Consider the following 17,290-nt stretch of genomic DNA (forward strand, 5'->3'; position numbering starts at 1 on the left):
GGCCTCTTTCTTTTCAAATAAAGCGGTTTCTTGTATGCTGAATGGCAAACAGAATGATTGGTTAAGGGGGGAGAAAATGAACATTCGAGTAGGGGTTATTAGTTCACAGCAGTTTTTTGAACGGTTGCAGCAAATTAGCACACAGGTCGGCGGGTTAGAGCTCGTCCCGTATCTTTACGAAAAACCGAGTGAAGCGAAGGGGTTAGTTCAGCAGGTCACAAACTGTGATGTGCTCTTTTTTGCGGGGTTATTGCCATTATATATCGCAGAGGAAGAAACAAAGAAGCTGACGATTCCGCATACGGCACTTCCGCTACAAGATTTAAATGTAATTGTATCGATTTTTTATATTTTATATCATCATCAAGTCGAGCTGTCGAAGCTTTCGATCGATATTGTGGATAAGAAAACGATTGATGAAGTATTGGCGGAATTAAAGCTTCAAGAAATGCCATGCAGCATTATTGATTACATTCATATCTTAGAGCAATCACCGGAAGACTTTGGGATTGAGCGAATTTTTGAGCACCATTATCGGTTATTTAAAGAAGGGAGGATTACGTTTGTCTTAACGAGCATTCATGCGGTGGCAGAACGGTTGAAAGAAGCAGGCATCCCGTGTACCTCCATTATTGATCCGGAGAAATCATTGATTAGCGGACTTGAGCATGCGAAAGCATTGGGGGAGCTTGAACGAAGCAAATTGTCACAAACAGCTGTTGCACTTGTATCAGTCACAAATATGGCAGACAGCCGAGAGCATGACATTTTCGGACAGGAAGCACATCTTCACCTTCAGCAAATTCTTCATCATTTTGCAAAACGATTTGCTTCCACGTTACAGCATGTCGGAGGGCAGCAATACGTCATTTACAGTACGAGGGGCAGTGTAGAGCATTTAACCGAACAATTAACGACGCTGCCGTTTTTGCATGAAGCGAAACAGGAGCTAGACGCAATTGTAAGCGTTGGCTTCGGATTTGGCATGACAATAAGAGACGCAGAGAAAAATGCAAAAACAGCTCTTGATTTGGCAAGAGGAGATGCCGGGTCTAATAGCGCTTATGTGGTAACTAGTGAAAAGAAGGTAATCGGCCCGCTTAACTCCCAGCCGAAACAGTATTTTGTCCAAACACAAAATGAAGCACTGCTTAAGGCAGCTAAGGAAGCAAACATTAGCATTTCGAACTTACATAAAATTATCGCCTTTCAAGCAACACGGACGCAAAAAGGGTTTACATCTCAAGATTTAGCTGAATATTTAGAGGTAAGCCGCCGCAGTGCAGAGCGTTTGTTAAAGAAGCTTCTCGAAAAGCACTACGTCAAAATTATCGGCGAGGAAACCCCCTATCAAAAAGGACGACCACGAGCGGTTTATCAGCTTCAACTGTAAAACAAGTCACGATCTTATGTGGCTTGTTTTTTTGCTGAATTCGCTGATTTCTGTTGACAAGTTTGTGAATTTTCAGTATATTCATATCAAATAACGACATATTAACGACAGTTGACGTTAATCGAAGGGAGAGGTACGATGAATGCAAATGCTGAAATGTCCGTCACGCCGCCAGAGAAGAAGAAACGCTTCCAATTTCCTCATGTGTTCGTGCTGTTATTTGGGGTGATAATCATTGCCGCCTTTGCGACATATTTCATTCCAGCAGGCGAGTATGAGCGTGTCGTAAATGATGCAGGGCGCACGGTAGTTGTCGATGGAACCTATCAATCGTCTGAAAGCTCACCGGCAGGTTTCTTTTCTGTCTTTCAGGCAATTCATAAAGGGATGGTTGAATCTGCAAGTATCATTTTCTATATCTTTATTGTCGGTGGTTCGTTTGGAATTCTTCGCGACAGCGGGGCGATTGAAGGAGCAGTTGGATCGATTTCACGTAAAATGAGTGGGAAGGAATTAATGCTCATTCCTGTGCTTATGGTGTTCTTCTCGCTTGGAGGTGCGATGCTTGGTTTAGCTGAGGAAACCTTGCCTTATATTACGATTGTACTGCCGCTTGCCTTGATGCTCGGGTATGATTCAATTATCGGAACGGCCATTGTGCTTCTTGGCACAGCGGCAGGGTTTACGGCGGCATTTATGAATCCGTTCACACTAGGTGTTGCACAAGGCATTGCTGAAATTCCGATGTTTTCGGGGATGGGCCTTCGGCTTGTTTTTTATTTCGTATACTTAGCGTTAGCAATCTGGTATGTGATGCGCTATGCGGTCAAAGTAAAGCGAAATCCAGAGCACAGCGTTGTCTATGAAGAGGATAAAGCACGTGAGCCGATGGAGATGTCTAAGCTTGACGGCCTTTCAGCAAGGCATAAGGTGATTTTCGGAATCTTAGTGTTAACACTTATCGGCTTGGCAATTGGTGTTATCCAAGCGGGCTGGTTTATTACGGAAATTTCAGGGTTATTCTTATTGATGGGTATACTAATTGGCTTTACAGCAAAGATGTCGTTAAATGAAATTGCAGAGTCATTTATTCGCGGCTGCAAGGTACTTGTAATGGGTGCTCTCGTTGTCGGTGTTGCGCACGGTATTCTCGTTGTGCTGCAGGATGCAAAAGCAATGGATACGATTCTGTACGGGCTGTCTAATATGGTTGGAGCGATGCCGAGCGGCTTTTCAGCAGTTGGGATGTTTCTCGTGCAGTGTATGCTGAACTTTATCGTACCAAGCGGAAGTGGTCAGGCAGCGTTGACGATGCCGATTATGGCGCCGTTATCAGACTTAGTTGGCGTAAGCCGTCAAGTGGCAGTGCTGGCATTTCAGTTTGGAGACGGCATTTCAAATATTTTCAGTCCAACATCAGGCTATTTTATGGCTGGCTTAGCTTTAGCGGGAATTCCTTGGATTAAATGGGCAAAATGGATACTACCGTTAATTGTAATTCAATATACACTTGGAGCGGTGTTGGTGACGATCGCTCATCTAATTGGTTTTCAATAGTGTAATAGAGGAGTTGAGGGAATGGTAGATCAACAAACGGCAGAATGGATTGTAACACAGCGGCGGCATCTTCACGCTCACCCTGAGCTTTCGCATGAAGAGGTTCAGACGCGTCAATATATCGAAGAACAGTTGAAAGAGCTTGGTCTAGAAACGCTTTCTCTAACAGGAAAAGACGTGATTGGAATACTGAATGGAAAAGAAAGTGGCAAAACAATCGGGATCCGTTCTGATATGGATGCACTTCCGATTCATGAGGAGACAGGGCTCCCGTTTGCTTCTGAAAATGAAGGTGTGATGCATGCGTGCGGTCATGACGGTCATATGTCGATTTTACTCGGTGTGGCTCGTCAGCTTGTCGAACGAAAGGACGAGCTTGATAATACGTATGTGTTTCTGTTTCAGCATGCAGAGGAAACAGTGCCTGGTGGAGCGAGTGAATTGATTGACAAGGCCTTTCTTTATTCGCTTGATGCGATGATTGGGTATCACCTATGGCAGCCGCTTGAAGCCGGGAAGTTTGGCTTTCACGAAGAGACGCCGATGGCAGGAGCGGACAGCTTTAAGATAACCTTACAAGGTGTCGGCGGGCACGGCTCGATGCCGCATGAAACGGTTGACCCGATCTTAGTTGCTTCACAAGTGATTACGCAGCTGCATACGATTGTCAGCCGCTCGTTGAATCCAATTGATCAAGCTGTGGTCAGCATTGGTGAGTTAACAACAGGGAGCAGCTATAACATTATTCCTGACAAAGCATACTTAACCGGGACGGTGCGTTATTTCAAGCCTGAAGTGGCGGAGCGGATTAAAGGACGAATTCAAACAATTTTAAAAGGAGTTTGTACGTCATTTGGTGCAAGCTTTGATTTGGATTACAAGCAAGGGGACCCGCCAGTGCAAAATGATAAGCGGCTTGTGGACATTGTGAAGCGTGAGGCCGCAGAGATATATGGGGAAGAGCAGACAGTGATGATGGACCCTGTGCTCGGTTCAGAGGATTTTTCCTATTATACGGAAAAGATTCCGTCCGTTTATTTCTTTATTGGGGCGCACGTCAATGAATTCGGTCATCATCATCCGAAGTTTGATATTGAAGAAAAGAGCCTGATCGACGGTGTGAACCTCGTCACAAAAGCTGCAATTCGAATCGCAAAGGAGCTATAGTCATGAAAATTACTTCTATTAATCTCTATGCAATTAAACTACCATTCATTGAACCTTTTATTATTTCATACGAAACGTATCACGACATGCCGTCGATTATCGTGGAAATCAAAACAGATACAGGGATTATCGGCTACGGTGAAGGCGTGCCTGATGAGCATGTGACAGGGGAGACGTTTGAAAGTGCGTTTGCGATGCTGAAAAATACGATTGCACCTTCGCTTATTGGAGAAGATCCGTTCAACCTTGAGGGGCTGCATGAGAAAATGGATGCACTTGTCTACGGGGCACCAACAGCAAAAGCAGCGATTGACATTGCTTGCTATGATGTCATCGGCAAAGCAACCGGGCAGCCTGTCTTTAACTTATTAGGTGGCCGTTACAGTGAAGAGCTGGAGGTTGCCCGCGTTCTCAGCATTGAAGATCCAGAAACAATGGCCGCAAAAACGTCACGCGCGATTGACGCAGGCTTTCAGACGATTAAAGTAAAGGTCGGCACAGATATTGAGCTTGATATTCAGCGAATCCGTGCTGTATGTAAGGCGGCAGAAGGAAAGGCACAGGTGAAGGTTGACGCCAATCAAGGCTGGAAGACAAGTGCGGACAGCTTATATGTGCTAAAGCAAGTGGAAGACTGTCCAATTCGTTGGATTGAGCAGCCCGTAATGGCGGATAACATTGATGCACTTGCAGAGGTGAAGCGAAAAACACACCTGCCTGTAATGATCGATGAAGGCCTACACGGCATGAAAGAACTCCGCGAAACAATTGCGAAAAACGCGGCAGATAAAGTGAACATTAAGCTGATGAAATGCGGCGGCCTTTATCCTGCGCTAAAGCTTGTTGCACAAGCTGAAATGGCTGGGATGAGCTGTCAAATCGGTTCAATGGTCGAATCCTCCGTCGCCTCATCCGCAGGCCTTCACCTCGCAACAGCGAAGCGGGCAATTGAAAGCCAAGAGCTGACAGGACCGCTTATGTTCAGCAAAGATATCGGCTCACTCCCCTACCAACAAAACACAATCCGCCTCACCAACGCCCCCGGCCTTGGTGTCGAAGTTGACTTACATACGTTGCAAGAGTTAACAGTGGAAAAGGCTGAGATTGGATGAAAAAGACAATAAAATAAGCGATTCATCCTCTTAGAGGTAATGAATCGCTTATCTACAAGATATTGGAGAAATAACTATACTAGCAGTGGAATGACACGTAGACTCCTGCGGGAACCGTGACCTAAGTGAGACCCCGCAGGCGTGCCGAGGAGGCTCACGGGGAACCCGCGGAAAGCGAAGTGTCATTCCACTGCGGCAGCTAGATCACTTTTTCAGTGGTGCTCAGCTTCCTTTTCGTATGACTTATTTTAAGAGTGTGTTAAAGAATAATATTGATTTTTATACTAGGTGATTGTAGCGGAAGGCGCCGACTCCTGCGGGATAGCGGGACAGGTGAGACCCCGCAGGAGCTTTGCGACGAGGAGGCTCGATTTATAAGGAACCTCTGCTAAAGTCGCCACGTCCTGTGGCAACGCAGACGCCAGCACATCCTGTGCAAGTGCGGAAAGCGGCGCCTGTAGCGGAAATCAACAGCCACGTTTAACAGAGTCTATTTTAAAAAGCGAATGGTCATTGGATAACGGTAGTATTGCCCGTCACTTGCTTTGACAGAAGCGATGACGACAAAGATCAGTTGCAAAATCGGCAGTATCGCGAGCAGGATAATCCCGACCAGTACAACCAGCAAAATCCCCGCAATGACTGAATAGATAACAAAGCTGATTTGAAAGTTAATCGATTCACGCGCTTGGTCTGCGACAAAAGCAGAGTCATCCTTCTTCAATGCATAAACGATGACAGGACCGATAATATTACCGAATAGTGGTAAGACATAACCTGCAAAAGATGCTAAGTGTGCGATTAACGCCCACGTTCGTTCACTAGAGCTTAATTGTTCCTTCATGCATATTCCTCCTTGAGAGTGTTGCTCCTCTTATCCTTATTCCACTTATTAATATGTACGAAAAGTATCCAAAGAAGTTTCAGTAAAATAATAATTTACAAAATTCGTATCCAGCAGTATAGTATTCTCATCACAACTAAAACGCACGCTTAATTTCAGACGGACTCTGAAAGCGGGGGAACCATTTTTGCGGCTGTGGCCGCTTGGGGTGAATCCACAATTGCAGTGGTAGGGCAGCCCTCATAAGCCCGAATCCGACAGCTAACCTCGTCAGCGTTTAAGGGGGAACTAGTATGGCTATTCGTGATGGATAGGCAGCTGCCGTAGAGGAGGACCCTTTACGGTTTTTTTATTTTCTGAAATTGGATTCTATCTATAAGAAGGTGCAGGGTATGAAAGGGTTGTATGAACGGTTGACACCGCCGCAAGTACTTCTAGCTGTTTTTATCGTTACAACGCTGTTAGGTACAATACTATTGAAGCTTCCAGTTGCAGTGACAGAGGAAATCAGCTGGCTTGATGCGTTGTTTACAACTGTTTCGGCGATGACGGTGACAGGGCTTGTTGTCGTTGATACAGGTACAGTGTATACAGTATTTGGGCAGACGGTCATTATGGTGCTTATTCAAGTGGGCGGACTTGGAATTATGACATTTGCGGTACTTGTCTTTTTGCTGCTTGGCCGGAAGGTTCGTTTCCGTCAGCGGTTATGGGTACAGCAAGCGTTAAATCAATCGACCCAAGGCGGAGTGATAAAGCTTGTAAAAAGGATTCTGTTCTATTCATTTTTGATTGAAGCTGTGGCGTTTATTTGTCTGTCTGGCCGCTGGGTGCCTGAGCTCGGTTGGTCACACGGCTTATATGCAAGCTTGTTTCATACGGTATCCGCGTTTAACAATGCTGGCTTTTCAATTTGGAGCGACAGCTTAATGCAGTATGCAGGCGACCCAACTGTTAACATTGTGATTACGTTTTTATTTATTGTCGGCGGGTTAGGGTTTACAGTTATTGCTGACTTGTGGGAAACGAAGACGTTCAGAGGCTTGACCCTCCATACGAAAATTATGCTCGTTGGTACGGTTAGTGTGAATATCATCGCCTTTCTTGTCGTGTTTTTCGTTGAGTATGCGAATCCAAATACAATGGGCAGTATGTCATTTTTTGAAAAAATATTTGCTTCGTATTTTCAAGCTGTCACGACAAGGACAGCGGGATTTAATACGGTGGATATTGGAGCGTTGGATGAAGCGACGCTTTCATTCTTTTTATTGCTGATGTTTATCGGAGCCGGTTCGACATCGACTGGCGGAGGAATTAAGCTGACAACGTTTTTGGCGATTGCCTCAACGGTTGTCATGTTTGTGAGAAGCCGTGGGGAAGTGGTGATCTTTCGCCGGACATTGGCAAGCGCCGTGATTATCCGCTCTGTCGCGATTACGATGATTGCAGGCTTGCTGATTGTCGTGGCTGTTTTCATTCTTGAGGTGACAGAGGAGGCGTCGTTTTTGATGGTGCTGTTTGAAGTTGTCTCTGCATTCGGAACAGTCGGCTTGTCGATGGGATTAACGCCAGAGCTAAGTGGAATCGGTAAAATTGTGATTATCTTGATTATGTTCGTCGGGAAAGTTGGTCCGCTGACACTTGCATTCTCAATCGCTAAGCAAGAAGTGGCCAATATCCGTTATCCGAGTGAGGAAATCTTAACAGGCTGAGGGAACGAGGGCTTCTTAAGTCCTCGTTTTTTGAAGTGCACAATATTGAAAAAAAGTTATAAAAAAATAAAATTAATAGGAATATGTCGATAGAGAGTGGAATAGAAAGATAGAATGGGCTAATGTCTTTAAAACGAATATTCAGAATGTTTACAATTATATATGGCTTGTTTTATACTAAATTTACAACATAAGCAAAGGAGGAATGCGAATAAGAGCTGCCTCTTCATCTCCATCAAGTGAAAGTCTTGAGTGTGTATTCCTTAGTTAGAACCATGACTTCCTTCGGTACACGAAACTTGTAAACATCAAAATGGAAGCGCTTTAATGACTCCGCCGAGAGCTTCCATCGTACAGCGGTTGATACGAACTAACGCCTGTTTGAATGCCAGCTAGGTTTCACAGGGAGGATGAACCGTTGTGAAATTTATTCGGATTGGTTTAGGCGCAAACGCCGGTGTGTTACTTGCAATGTTGCTGTTGCCTGCATTTCTTATTACGCAGGACGTACAATTGTTTGATAACTTCCTTAACGGATTGGACCATGAATAACGTGTAAAATTGTGTTGCACCCCCTTTTAACTTAAAACTGTGTACATTGTCATGCAAGCCCCCAGAAGTGACGTTATGTATATTTGAAAGCGTTTTCTTAAGTTGACCACCTTCAATACTTAGCTCATGCGTTGACTTGAGCGGTCCTTAACTTTTACCTTTATGTAAAAAAATTTTCGCATCCCGACTCGTATATATGCTTATCAAGCACGATAACGACGGAAGGAGGTACTCGTTTACTGAAAGTACCACGTACGGAGGAACGAAATGGAACTAAGAGGAATCATGGCTGTTGGTATCGGGTTGTCTTTCTTGCTCCTCATCGTCATGATGGGCTATGTAACGGTATAGACCGTACATAGCTCTTTTTTTTGGTTTGGGAAGGGCTTTCTCCGTGGAAAGCTTCCAGCAATCGGACAGCCTAAACGCCTTTCTCCGCTTTCGACGCACAGGACGTGCTAGTGCAGGCGTTGTCACAGGACGTGACGCTTTTAGCCAGCGTTCCTTTGATGTCTAGCTGCGAAAGCCAAACCGTCGGGCTGCTTCACTCCTTCCTCCGAAAGCAAAGAGCAGCTTTCTATGTCAGGAGTTCCACCAGCCGATCGGTTTAAGCGGGCTTTCTCCGCATTTCTTTGATCCAGCTGCGGTGGCTAGGGGCTCGAGGTCATAAGTCAGCCTGTTGCGGGAACAAAGAGCGGTTCCCTCCACATTCTGCCTTATGCTTGTCGCCCCTGTTCAAGCCACCTCCGCTTTTCGATTGTCCAGCTGCGAAAGGCAGGCTGCGCGAGTTGCTTCACCTTCCCACGCCGAAAGCAAAGAGCGGCTTTCTCTGTGGGAAGCTTCCAGCAATCGGACAGCCTTAACGCCTTTCTCCGCTTTTCTTTATTCCCCTCTATGCGGTTAGTCATTTAAAGTGTTAAAATTAGATTGAAGCAATTGGAGGGGAAAAGGGTGAGGTTTGTTGGAACATCTTGTGAATAATAGAGTACGAAAGATTGAGATTTCTGGGATTCGGAAGTTTTTTAATTTAGTAGCGGATTATGAAGATGTGATTTCACTTACAATTGGTCAGCCGGATTTTTTGACGCCGGAGCATGTGAAGCATGCGGCGAAGGAAGCGATTGACCAGAACCGAACGACTTATACGCATAATGCGGGGATGGCGGCGCTGCGTGAGGCGGCCGCAAGCTTTGTACATAAGAAATACGACATGAGGTATGACCCGCAGGATGAAGTGATTGCGACAACGGGTGCGAGTGAAGCGATCGATATTACGTTCCGTACGATTCTTGAAGAGGGAAGCGAAGTGATTTTGCCTGGCCCTGTGTATCCAGGCTATGAGCCGATCATTCGTTTATGCGGCGGTGTGCCTGTGCATGTTGACACGCGTGAGAATGGCTTCAAGCTGACTGCGGACTTAATCGAGGCGCATTTAACAGATAAGACACGTGCTGTTGTGCTGCCGTATCCATCTAATCCGACAGGCTGTACGTTGAATGAAGATGAGCTTCAAGCGATTGCAGATTTGCTTGCAGATAGGGAGCTTTTCGTTGTGTCGGATGAAATTTATAGTGAGCTTGTGTTTGACTGTAAGCATCGTTCGATTTCGACGTACGAAGGTATGCGTGAGAAGACGATTGTTATTAATGGGTTAAGCAAGTCACATGCGATGACAGGCTGGCGCATCGGCTTTTTGTTTGCACCGCGGGAAATTGCGCAGCATATCTTGAAGGTGCATCAGTACAATGTGACATGTGTGTCGAGCGTCACACAATATGCGGCATTTGAAGCGTTGACAAACGGATTGAATGATGCGGTAACGATGAAGCATGAGTATTTGAAACGAATGAATTACGTCTATAAAAGGCTGTCATTTATGGGCTTTGATGTAGAAAAGCCAAATGGTGCGTTTTACATCTTTCCATCCATTAAGCAGTTTGAGATGTCTTCATTTGATTTTGCCATTAAGCTTGTAAGGGAAGCAGGCCTCGCTGTCGTACCAGGCGATGCATTTTCTGAATATGGTGAAGGATATGTACGCATTTCATTTGCATATTCAATGGAAACATTGGAAAAAGGCTTGGACAGGTTGAAAGCATTTGTACAGAAACATCATTCTTAAAGTGAAAACCACAGCTCCTTACTCGGGGGCTGTGGTTTTTTCTTATTTTGCTGGGCCAGCGAACATTTGCAGGATTGGGCTGACTTGTTTCACAATTGGTGAGATTTGCTTAACGGTTGTTGTCACTTGGTTCATCGTTGACATCATTTTGTTGAAATCAAGCTTTCCATCCTCTTGTTGAAAAGCATTCATAAATGCCGGGGCTGGGCGCGGCGGGCGGCTTCCCATCATTCCAGGTGGCGGTTGCATCATTCCGCCCATTCCGCCCATTCCACCCATTCCTCCTTGCATAGGGTTTGGCATAGATGGCGGCGCTTGTGGCGGTGTGCTCATGAATGGCATTTGTTCATATTGTGGTGAGCCGCTCATGAATGGCATCTGTTCATATTGTGGTGAACTGCTCATAAATGGCGGCTGCTGTTGAAATGGACTGAACGGCATTGGTGGCTGTGTGTAAGTTGGCTGCGTCCATTCGCTTCCATTTCCTGTTCCCCAGCTGTTGTAATCCTGATACGGATTTTCCCATTGATTAAACGTTTGTGATGTTTGAAAGGCTGGCTGATACATGTATCCTTGTTCGCTGTATGATGATGGGTAGGAAAATTGGCGATAGGACGGGGTTTGATTTCCATGTGACATGCCGGGATAGTCGTAGGAATAGCCGTACGTGTTCAAGGACATTCCCTCCTCTTTCTATGTCATATGCCTAAGTTACTTTCCATGATTAATGTATGTATGAAAGGGAGGATGTGACACATGTTCGAAAAAGTGCTTTCTCATTTTCGGGATTTTTCCAGTTTGTCCATTCAACCTCTGTTCAGCATAGGATGATTAGGTAGGGAGAAGGTGGTTTTGATCGTTATATGAAAGCACATTCCAGCGGTTGTCTGAATGCTTCATGCGGTTCAAGCAGCCGTTTTTTAAATGAACTTCCTCATGAGGCAGTGGTGTATCAAAGCCTGCATTCAATGCTGCTAAAATTGTAACGCCATGTGAAACGACGAGAATGCGCTGATTAGGATAGTCTTGCAAGATGCGGTTTAATCCAGATTTCGCGCGCTCGGAAAGTGCTTTTTCTGATTCAATTCCTGTAATTGTGCCGCGTTCCAACCCTGCAAACAGCTGTTCATAACTCCAGCCTGTTGCTTCCCCATATTCACGTTCTCCCCAATTTTTTTCTTTCATAATCGTTTCGATACCGAGTGCTGAACCGATAATTTCTGCTGTTTCAACAGCACGTTGGAGCGGGCTTGTGATGATTCGATCCCACTTTTCCTTCTGTAAGTGCTGTGCACATTGGGCAGCTTGTTGTTTGCCAGTCTCGTTAAGTGTTGTTTGTGCTGTTCCTTGAATTTTACGGGCGACATTCCAGTCTGTCTGCCCGTGCCGGATAAAGCATATTTCAGTCATTTGCCAAGTCTCCTCAATTAACATTCTGACAAAATTGTACCATTGGAAAAGGGTACGGAGCTACGCTGAAAAATATAGTGGTCAAAAAAATTAAGAGCTACGCATGTGCGGTTGACTTTTTTTGCAGAAAATGTATGAAGTGGCAGTCTGCGTTGCAAGATAAGAGAAAACTCGCCAAAAAGGAACGGGTGTGAGGAATATGTCACTGCAAACAATTTTGTTAGGAACGATGACTGTGTTATTTATTATCGGCATTTTATTAATTGTGATTCTTTGGTTTGCACGAAAAGCAATTGTGAAAAAGATGGTTGCTTCGTTTATGAAAATTGTTTTCTTGGATGATTATGAAGAAAATATTATGGAATTATTTCCGGGGCTGCGTCGCTTTGGGCTGCAGCGTCTGCTGGAGAATAGTTTGCGGGCGACAAGTGGGGAGGTGCTGCACAGGCCGCTTGGTTCTGTGCGGAAGTGGCCGACCTTTGAGCCGATTACCTTTCTTCCTGCTCAGACGACACCTTTTCCAATTAGTTCTGAAGTAGAAGTTGATACGAAAGTGAAGCTTGGACCTCGTGCAAAGAAACCACTCGAAATTGATATACCAATTATGGTAAGTGGGATGGGGTTTGGCGTTGGGCTAAGTGAGAAGGCGAAGGTTGCCTTAGCTAGAGGTTCGGCGAAAGCGAAGACAGCGATCTGTTCTGGTGAAGGGCCATTTCTTCAAGAAGAACGTGATGCGGCTAGTAAATATATTTTGCAGTATTCTAAGACACCATGGTCAAAAGAACGCAGTGAAATTCAGCAGGCCGATATGATTGAGATCAAATTTGGCCAGGGTGCGCTTGCTGCGATGGGCAGTCAAATTCAGCCGAAGGATTTACCGCAAAAAGCACTCGACCTTATGAAAGCATCTCCTGATGATGACATGGTGATTATCTATGAACGCTTTTTTGAAAACCAAAGCTTAAAGGATTTCAGAGAATTAGTAGATGAACTGCGTGAGCTTACAGGCGGCGTCCCAATCGGGGCAAAGATGATGATGGGCGGAAAGATTGAGGAAGACCTCGACCATCTGCTTGAAATAGGGGTGGATGTGATTGCGCTTGATGGCGGACAGGCAGCTTCGCATGATGCACCGACGATTACACAGGATGACTTCGGTATTCCGACACTTCATGGGTTGTTTCGTGCGATTAAACACTTAGAAAACCGAGGTGTCCGCCAAGATGTCAGTATCATTTGTTCAGGCGGGTTATCATCCCCTGGTGATTATCTAAAAGCGATGGCACTCGGCGCTGATGCTGTCTATATCGGTTCTGCCCTTGTGTTCGCGCTGGCTCATGACCAAGTGCTTAAGGCTGTGCCTTTTGAGCCGCCGACACAGGTTGTTTGGGCGAATGGAAAGTATAAAGATGATTTTGATGTGGCAAAGGGTGCGGATGCTGTGTATAACTTTTTAGAAGCATCGGCAAAAGAAGTGAAGGTCGGCCTGCGTGCAATGGGAAAAACATCACTAGATGACCTGTCGATGAAAGATCTTGTTTCCTATGATGAACATACAGCAAAAATGCTAGGCATTCCATATACCTTTAGACCGTTTCATTAAGCTAGCAAGGGAGGTGACGGTATGAAGCGATTCTTCTGGAAAGATATTGACAAGTCAGCTCAGCAGCAACAAGGCCAAGATAATATGATTATGCTTCAAGAGTATCAAACGGCTTATCATGATATGGACGAAAATGTGAAGTTTCTTAAAGACGCGCTTTCAAATCCTGATGATTTTAAAGATCGGACGATTTGGGTGAACGGGAAAAAGCTCATTCTTTGCTATATCAAAACACTTGCAGAATCAAGCACGATTGAAAAGAAAATTATGGAGCCTCTCCACTGTAGAAGTATGATTGATGAGCCGATCGAGAGCATCGTCAATATCGCTAACTATAAACGAACGGATGATTTGTATGTGGCTGTCCAAGGGATGTTGTATGGGCGATGTGTGTTAGTAGAAGAAGGGACAAATTCACTACTTCTGCTAGACGTCTTTACAAGCTTTGACCGTGCGATCGAAGAGCCGAAAACAGAGCAAGTCATTCGAGGCTCACATGAAGGCTTTATTGAAAATCTAGAAAAAAACATTAACCTTCTGCGCAAAAGGATGCACAGCCGGCATTTTATGGTGAAATATTTCGTCGTAGGTGAGCAGTCGAAGGTTCGAATTGCGCTAATGTATTTATCTAATATTGCAAATGAAGACCTTGTGAAGCGGGTGGAAGAGCGAATCCGTAGCGTTAAGATCGATATTGTCCAGTCACCAGGTCATATTGAAGAATATTTAGATGATAATAGTTATTCGCCATTTCCACTGTTGCTGAACACAGAACGGACAGACCGAGTAATCGCCCACATAGCGGAAGGGCGTCTTGCGATGATTATCGATGGGAGTCCAACTGCATTCTTAATGCCGGTCAACTTCTTTTCCTTCTATCAATCACCAGATGATTACAATACTCGCTGGTATATTGGTTCATTTTATCGGATTATACGTCTATTCAGTTTCCTTATAGCGATTGCCTTACCAGCTATTTATATCGCTCTCGTATCCTTTAACTTTGAAATTCTCCCTGTTGAATTACTCTTTTCAGTTAAGGCTTCACTTGAGTATGTGCCATATCCGCCGTTGCTTGAAGCGATGGCCATGCAGTTGACACTTGAGCTCCTGCGTGAAGCTGCTGTTCGATTACCAAGCCCGATCGCGCAGACGCTCGGTGTTGTTGGCGGTTTGGTTATCGGGACAGCTGTTGTAGAAGCGAATCTTATCTCCAATACAATGTTAATTGTCGTTGCGATTACAGCGATTGCATCTTTTATTGTACCGACAACCATTATGGGGACGACAGTACGTCTCCTTGGCTTCCCACTCATGATTGCTGCCGCGACATTTGGCTTAATTGGTATTTCCTTTGCATTAATGCTAATCCTTATGCATTTATGCAAAGCAACATCTTTAGGTGTACCATATTTTGCACCTGCAGCACCATTAAAGGTGAAAGGTTTATCAGATACATTTATTCGCCCGCTTGTTTGGTTTAAGAAAGAGCGTCCTGAAGAAATCAAACCGAAAGACAAAGTGCGTGTTAAGAAGCCGAAAGTGTGGAAGCGAAAATGAGAGCAAGGACATCATCGATTACGAAAGGTCAATTGTTTTTTATCATTATTCAAGCTCAAATTGGGATGGGAGTCATGTCATTACCGCATGACATGTTTATAAATGCAAAGAATGATGCCTGGATTTCATTGTTGATTGCAGGAGCCATTTTGGAATTGGTCGTGTTTCTCCAGTACTTGCTTGTGAAACGTTATCCCGAGCAAACAATTTATGAATTTATGCCTCAATTGCTTGGAAAGCCGTTTGCAAAGGTTGTTTCATTAAGCTATGCGCTGTTTTTTGGTTATATAGTCGTGATTGTTATCCTGCTATTTACAAGAACCCTACAAACATGGGTGCTTACAGATACCCCGCTTTGGATTATTAAGATTATTACGATATCGATAACAGCATACTTAGCAAAAGAACAATTACCAGTTATTGCGCGTTTTCTTACAATTGTAACCTTAAATCTCGTGTTTCTTGTGTTCTTTACTTTTTTAGTATTTAGAAATATCGAGATTGAATATCTTTTTCCGATTGGAACCACGGGAATAAAAGAAATCATGGGAGGGGCAAATCAGGCAATTCTAGCGCTTATGAGTATGGAAATTCTCTATGTTTATGCGTTCGTTCAAGACAAGTCGAAGGGTTTATTTAAAATTATTGGTGGAGCAATTGCTTTTACTACAGGTCTCTATCTGTATCTAACATTGCTTGTGCTAGTCGTATTCAGTCCAGGAAAGCTCCTCTTGGTTGAAGAACCACTTCTCTATATGCTGAAGTCTCTGAAATTCACAATTATTGAGCGGCTTGATTTGATTTTCATTGCCTTTTGGATGTTTTCGGTTATCACGACAACAATTATTTACATGTATGCGTCAGCAAGAGGTTTTAGCAAAGTGTTAAATTTGAAAAGCCACTCAAAATTAACGTGGTTATTGGCGGCTGTCATCTTAATTGTTGCGTTCATTCCTGACAGCGATCTTGCCGTTTCAAAAATGACGAGTGTCTTAACATACATCAGTTACCTGTTTGTATTTGTTATCCCAGTATTTTTGCTTATCTTGTCATTAGTCAAGAAAAAAGATGGTTCAGTTAAGCAGAAAGGAGGAAAACAGCGATGAAAAGGGGAGTACTCCTATTTATTTGCCTTATTTTGTTAACAGGCTGTTGGGATCAAAGGTTGTTGAAGAATGCGCGGATCGTCTTTGGCTCAGCTTATGATTTGACAGAGGACGGAGAGATAAAGAAAACGGTTGTAATCCGAACGGTTAATCAGCAGGGAGGACAAGCACAGCAAGGCGGTGGAGCTACTGTTTCCGAATTTGTAACGGCAGAAGCAAGTACAGTTCGGGAAGCGAGAAGAGAAGTTGACAGGCAAGTGTCGGGTGAAATAACGCATGTAAAGAATAATTCGTTTATCTTAGGGGAAGAAATGGCTGCAAAAAGTGATTTGCAGGAGTTATTTGACGGGTTCTATCGTGATCCGCGCTCTCCTTTAGGAACGAAGGTATTTGTCGTAGAAGGAGAAGCGGAAGATGTCCTTCGTTCAGGGAACGTTGGCGAAACAATTATTGGAGAATATTTATATGAACTGTTGAATGAAGCCGAGCTATTAGGAATGGTTGATCATATGGACATTCAGCTAGCTCATACGGTTATGCTTGATGAAGGCCGTGATGTTGCCATGCCGTATTTAAGTTATTCTGAAGAAAATGAGCGTTATATCGTCGATGGCATCGCTCTTTTCCATGACCAAAATTACACAGGAAAAGTCGTCCACCCGAAGGATGCACCACTGTTACTTATGATGGACGGTTGGTTTGCGAAGCGAATTCGTTTTGTTAAAAAAGTCAATGATGAAAAAGAAACAGATGGTGACAAAGTAGAGGACTATATCAACATCGCAGTCACGAAAATGAAACGAAAAATAAAAGTTAAAGGAACAAACGCTGATAATTTGACTGTAAATATTAATTTAAACTTAAAGGTAAGAGTAGATGAATATGCAAAAAATAACTTAAAAGACATAAAAGTGAGAAAGGAATTAGATAAAAAGCTGTCTGCCATGCTTACGAAAGATGCACAGGAAGTGATTAATACTTTACAAGAAGCGAACAGCGATTATTTAGGCATCGGCCGAAGGCTTATTGCCTATCATCCGAAGGTTTGGAAAGAATTGAACTGGGAGAAAGACTATCCGAACATCAAAATCATTCCAAACGTAAAGATCGAAATCGTGAATACAGGTATTCTTACTTAAGCATACTTGACAA

General features: G+C 44.1%; 14 protein-coding genes and 1 riboswitch. Of the genes, 11 read left to right on the forward strand and 3 right to left on the reverse strand.

Annotated elements, in window-relative coordinates; translation table 11 throughout:
- Positions 1-76: 76 nt before the first annotated feature.
- The 4 genes from LC040_03450 to LC040_03465 all read left to right on the forward strand — a co-directional run bounded on the left by LC040_03450 (position 77) and on the right by LC040_03465 (position 5,229).
- Complete coding sequence (locus LC040_03450) at positions 77-1,393, forward strand: HTH domain-containing protein (GenBank protein ID WLR51979.1); 1,317 nt, start codon at positions 77-79, stop codon at positions 1,391-1,393.
- A 138-nt stretch (positions 1,394-1,531) separates the two neighbouring features.
- Positions 1,532-2,950: a YfcC family protein gene (locus LC040_03455; GenBank protein ID WLR51980.1), complete on the forward strand. Its 1,419-nt coding sequence runs from the start codon at positions 1,532-1,534 to the stop codon at positions 2,948-2,950.
- A 21-nt stretch (positions 2,951-2,971) separates the two neighbouring features.
- Entirely contained in the window at positions 2,972-4,117 is a 1,146-nt protein-coding gene (locus tag LC040_03460; protein ID WLR51981.1) for an amidohydrolase, read from the forward strand.
- A 2-nt stretch (positions 4,118-4,119) separates the two neighbouring features.
- On the forward strand, positions 4,120-5,229 hold the full coding sequence (locus tag LC040_03465) for a dipeptide epimerase (protein ID WLR51982.1): 1,110 nt from the start codon (positions 4,120-4,122) through the stop codon (positions 5,227-5,229).
- 490 nt (positions 5,230-5,719) lie between these two features.
- Here LC040_03465 and LC040_03470 read toward each other — a convergent pair whose 3' ends face one another.
- Positions 5,720-6,073, reverse strand: coding sequence for a DUF4870 domain-containing protein (locus LC040_03470; GenBank protein WLR51983.1), 354 nt, complete (start codon positions 6,071-6,073; stop codon positions 5,720-5,722).
- Positions 6,074-6,209: 136 nt separating this feature from the next.
- Positions 6,210-6,364: riboswitch (cyclic di-AMP (ydaO/yuaA leader) on the forward strand.
- A gap of 101 nt (positions 6,365-6,465) precedes the next feature.
- On the opposite strand from LC040_03470, the gene LC040_03475 reads away from it, so the two are divergent.
- The 3 genes from LC040_03475 to LC040_03485 all read left to right on the forward strand — a co-directional run bounded on the left by LC040_03475 (position 6,466) and on the right by LC040_03485 (position 10,459).
- The gene (locus LC040_03475; protein WLR51984.1) at positions 6,466-7,785 is read left to right on the forward strand and encodes a TrkH family potassium uptake protein; all 1,320 of its coding nucleotides are present in this window, start codon (positions 6,466-6,468) and stop codon (positions 7,783-7,785) included.
- A 420-nt stretch (positions 7,786-8,205) separates the two neighbouring features.
- Complete coding sequence (locus LC040_03480) at positions 8,206-8,337, forward strand: hypothetical protein (GenBank protein WLR51985.1); 132 nt, start codon at positions 8,206-8,208, stop codon at positions 8,335-8,337.
- Between the two features lie 961 nt (positions 8,338-9,298).
- Entirely contained in the window at positions 9,299-10,459 is a 1,161-nt protein-coding gene (locus LC040_03485) for an aminotransferase A (protein WLR51986.1), read from the forward strand.
- 42 nt (positions 10,460-10,501) lie between these two features.
- Here LC040_03485 and LC040_03490 read toward each other — a convergent pair whose 3' ends face one another.
- Positions 10,502-11,134 carry a YppG family protein gene (locus LC040_03490; protein WLR51987.1) on the reverse strand — a complete coding sequence of 211 codons (633 nt, stop codon included), beginning with the start codon at positions 11,132-11,134 and terminating at the stop codon, positions 10,502-10,504.
- 156 nt (positions 11,135-11,290) lie between these two features.
- Entirely contained in the window at positions 11,291-11,869 is a 579-nt protein-coding gene (locus tag LC040_03495; protein WLR51988.1) for a histidine phosphatase family protein, read from the reverse strand.
- Positions 11,870-12,068: 199 nt separating this feature from the next.
- On the opposite strand from LC040_03495, the gene LC040_03500 reads away from it, so the two are divergent.
- Genes LC040_03500 through LC040_03515 form a run of 4 tightly spaced genes read left to right on the forward strand, consistent with a single transcriptional unit; the run spans position 12,069 to position 17,277 of the window.
- A complete protein-coding gene (locus tag LC040_03500) occupies positions 12,069-13,472 on the forward strand; it encodes an FMN-binding glutamate synthase family protein (GenBank protein ID WLR51989.1) in 1,404 nt (467 codons plus the stop codon).
- Positions 13,473-13,493: 21 nt separating this feature from the next.
- On the forward strand, positions 13,494-15,032 hold the full coding sequence (locus LC040_03505) for a spore germination protein (protein ID WLR51990.1): 1,539 nt from the start codon (positions 13,494-13,496) through the stop codon (positions 15,030-15,032).
- Entirely contained in the window at positions 15,029-16,138 is a 1,110-nt protein-coding gene (locus tag LC040_03510) for a GerAB/ArcD/ProY family transporter (protein WLR51991.1), read from the forward strand. Before LC040_03505 ends, LC040_03510 begins: the two co-directional genes overlap by 4 nt.
- Positions 16,135-17,277, forward strand: coding sequence for a Ger(x)C family spore germination protein (locus LC040_03515; protein WLR51992.1), 1,143 nt, complete (start codon positions 16,135-16,137; stop codon positions 17,275-17,277). Before LC040_03510 ends, LC040_03515 begins: the two co-directional genes overlap by 4 nt.
- Positions 17,278-17,290: the final 13 nt, after the last annotated feature.

Origin of the sequence: Bacillus tianshenii, from assembly GCA_020524525.2 — a bacterium.
GTDB lineage: Bacteria > Bacillota > Bacilli > Bacillales > Bacillaceae_N > Bacillus_AV.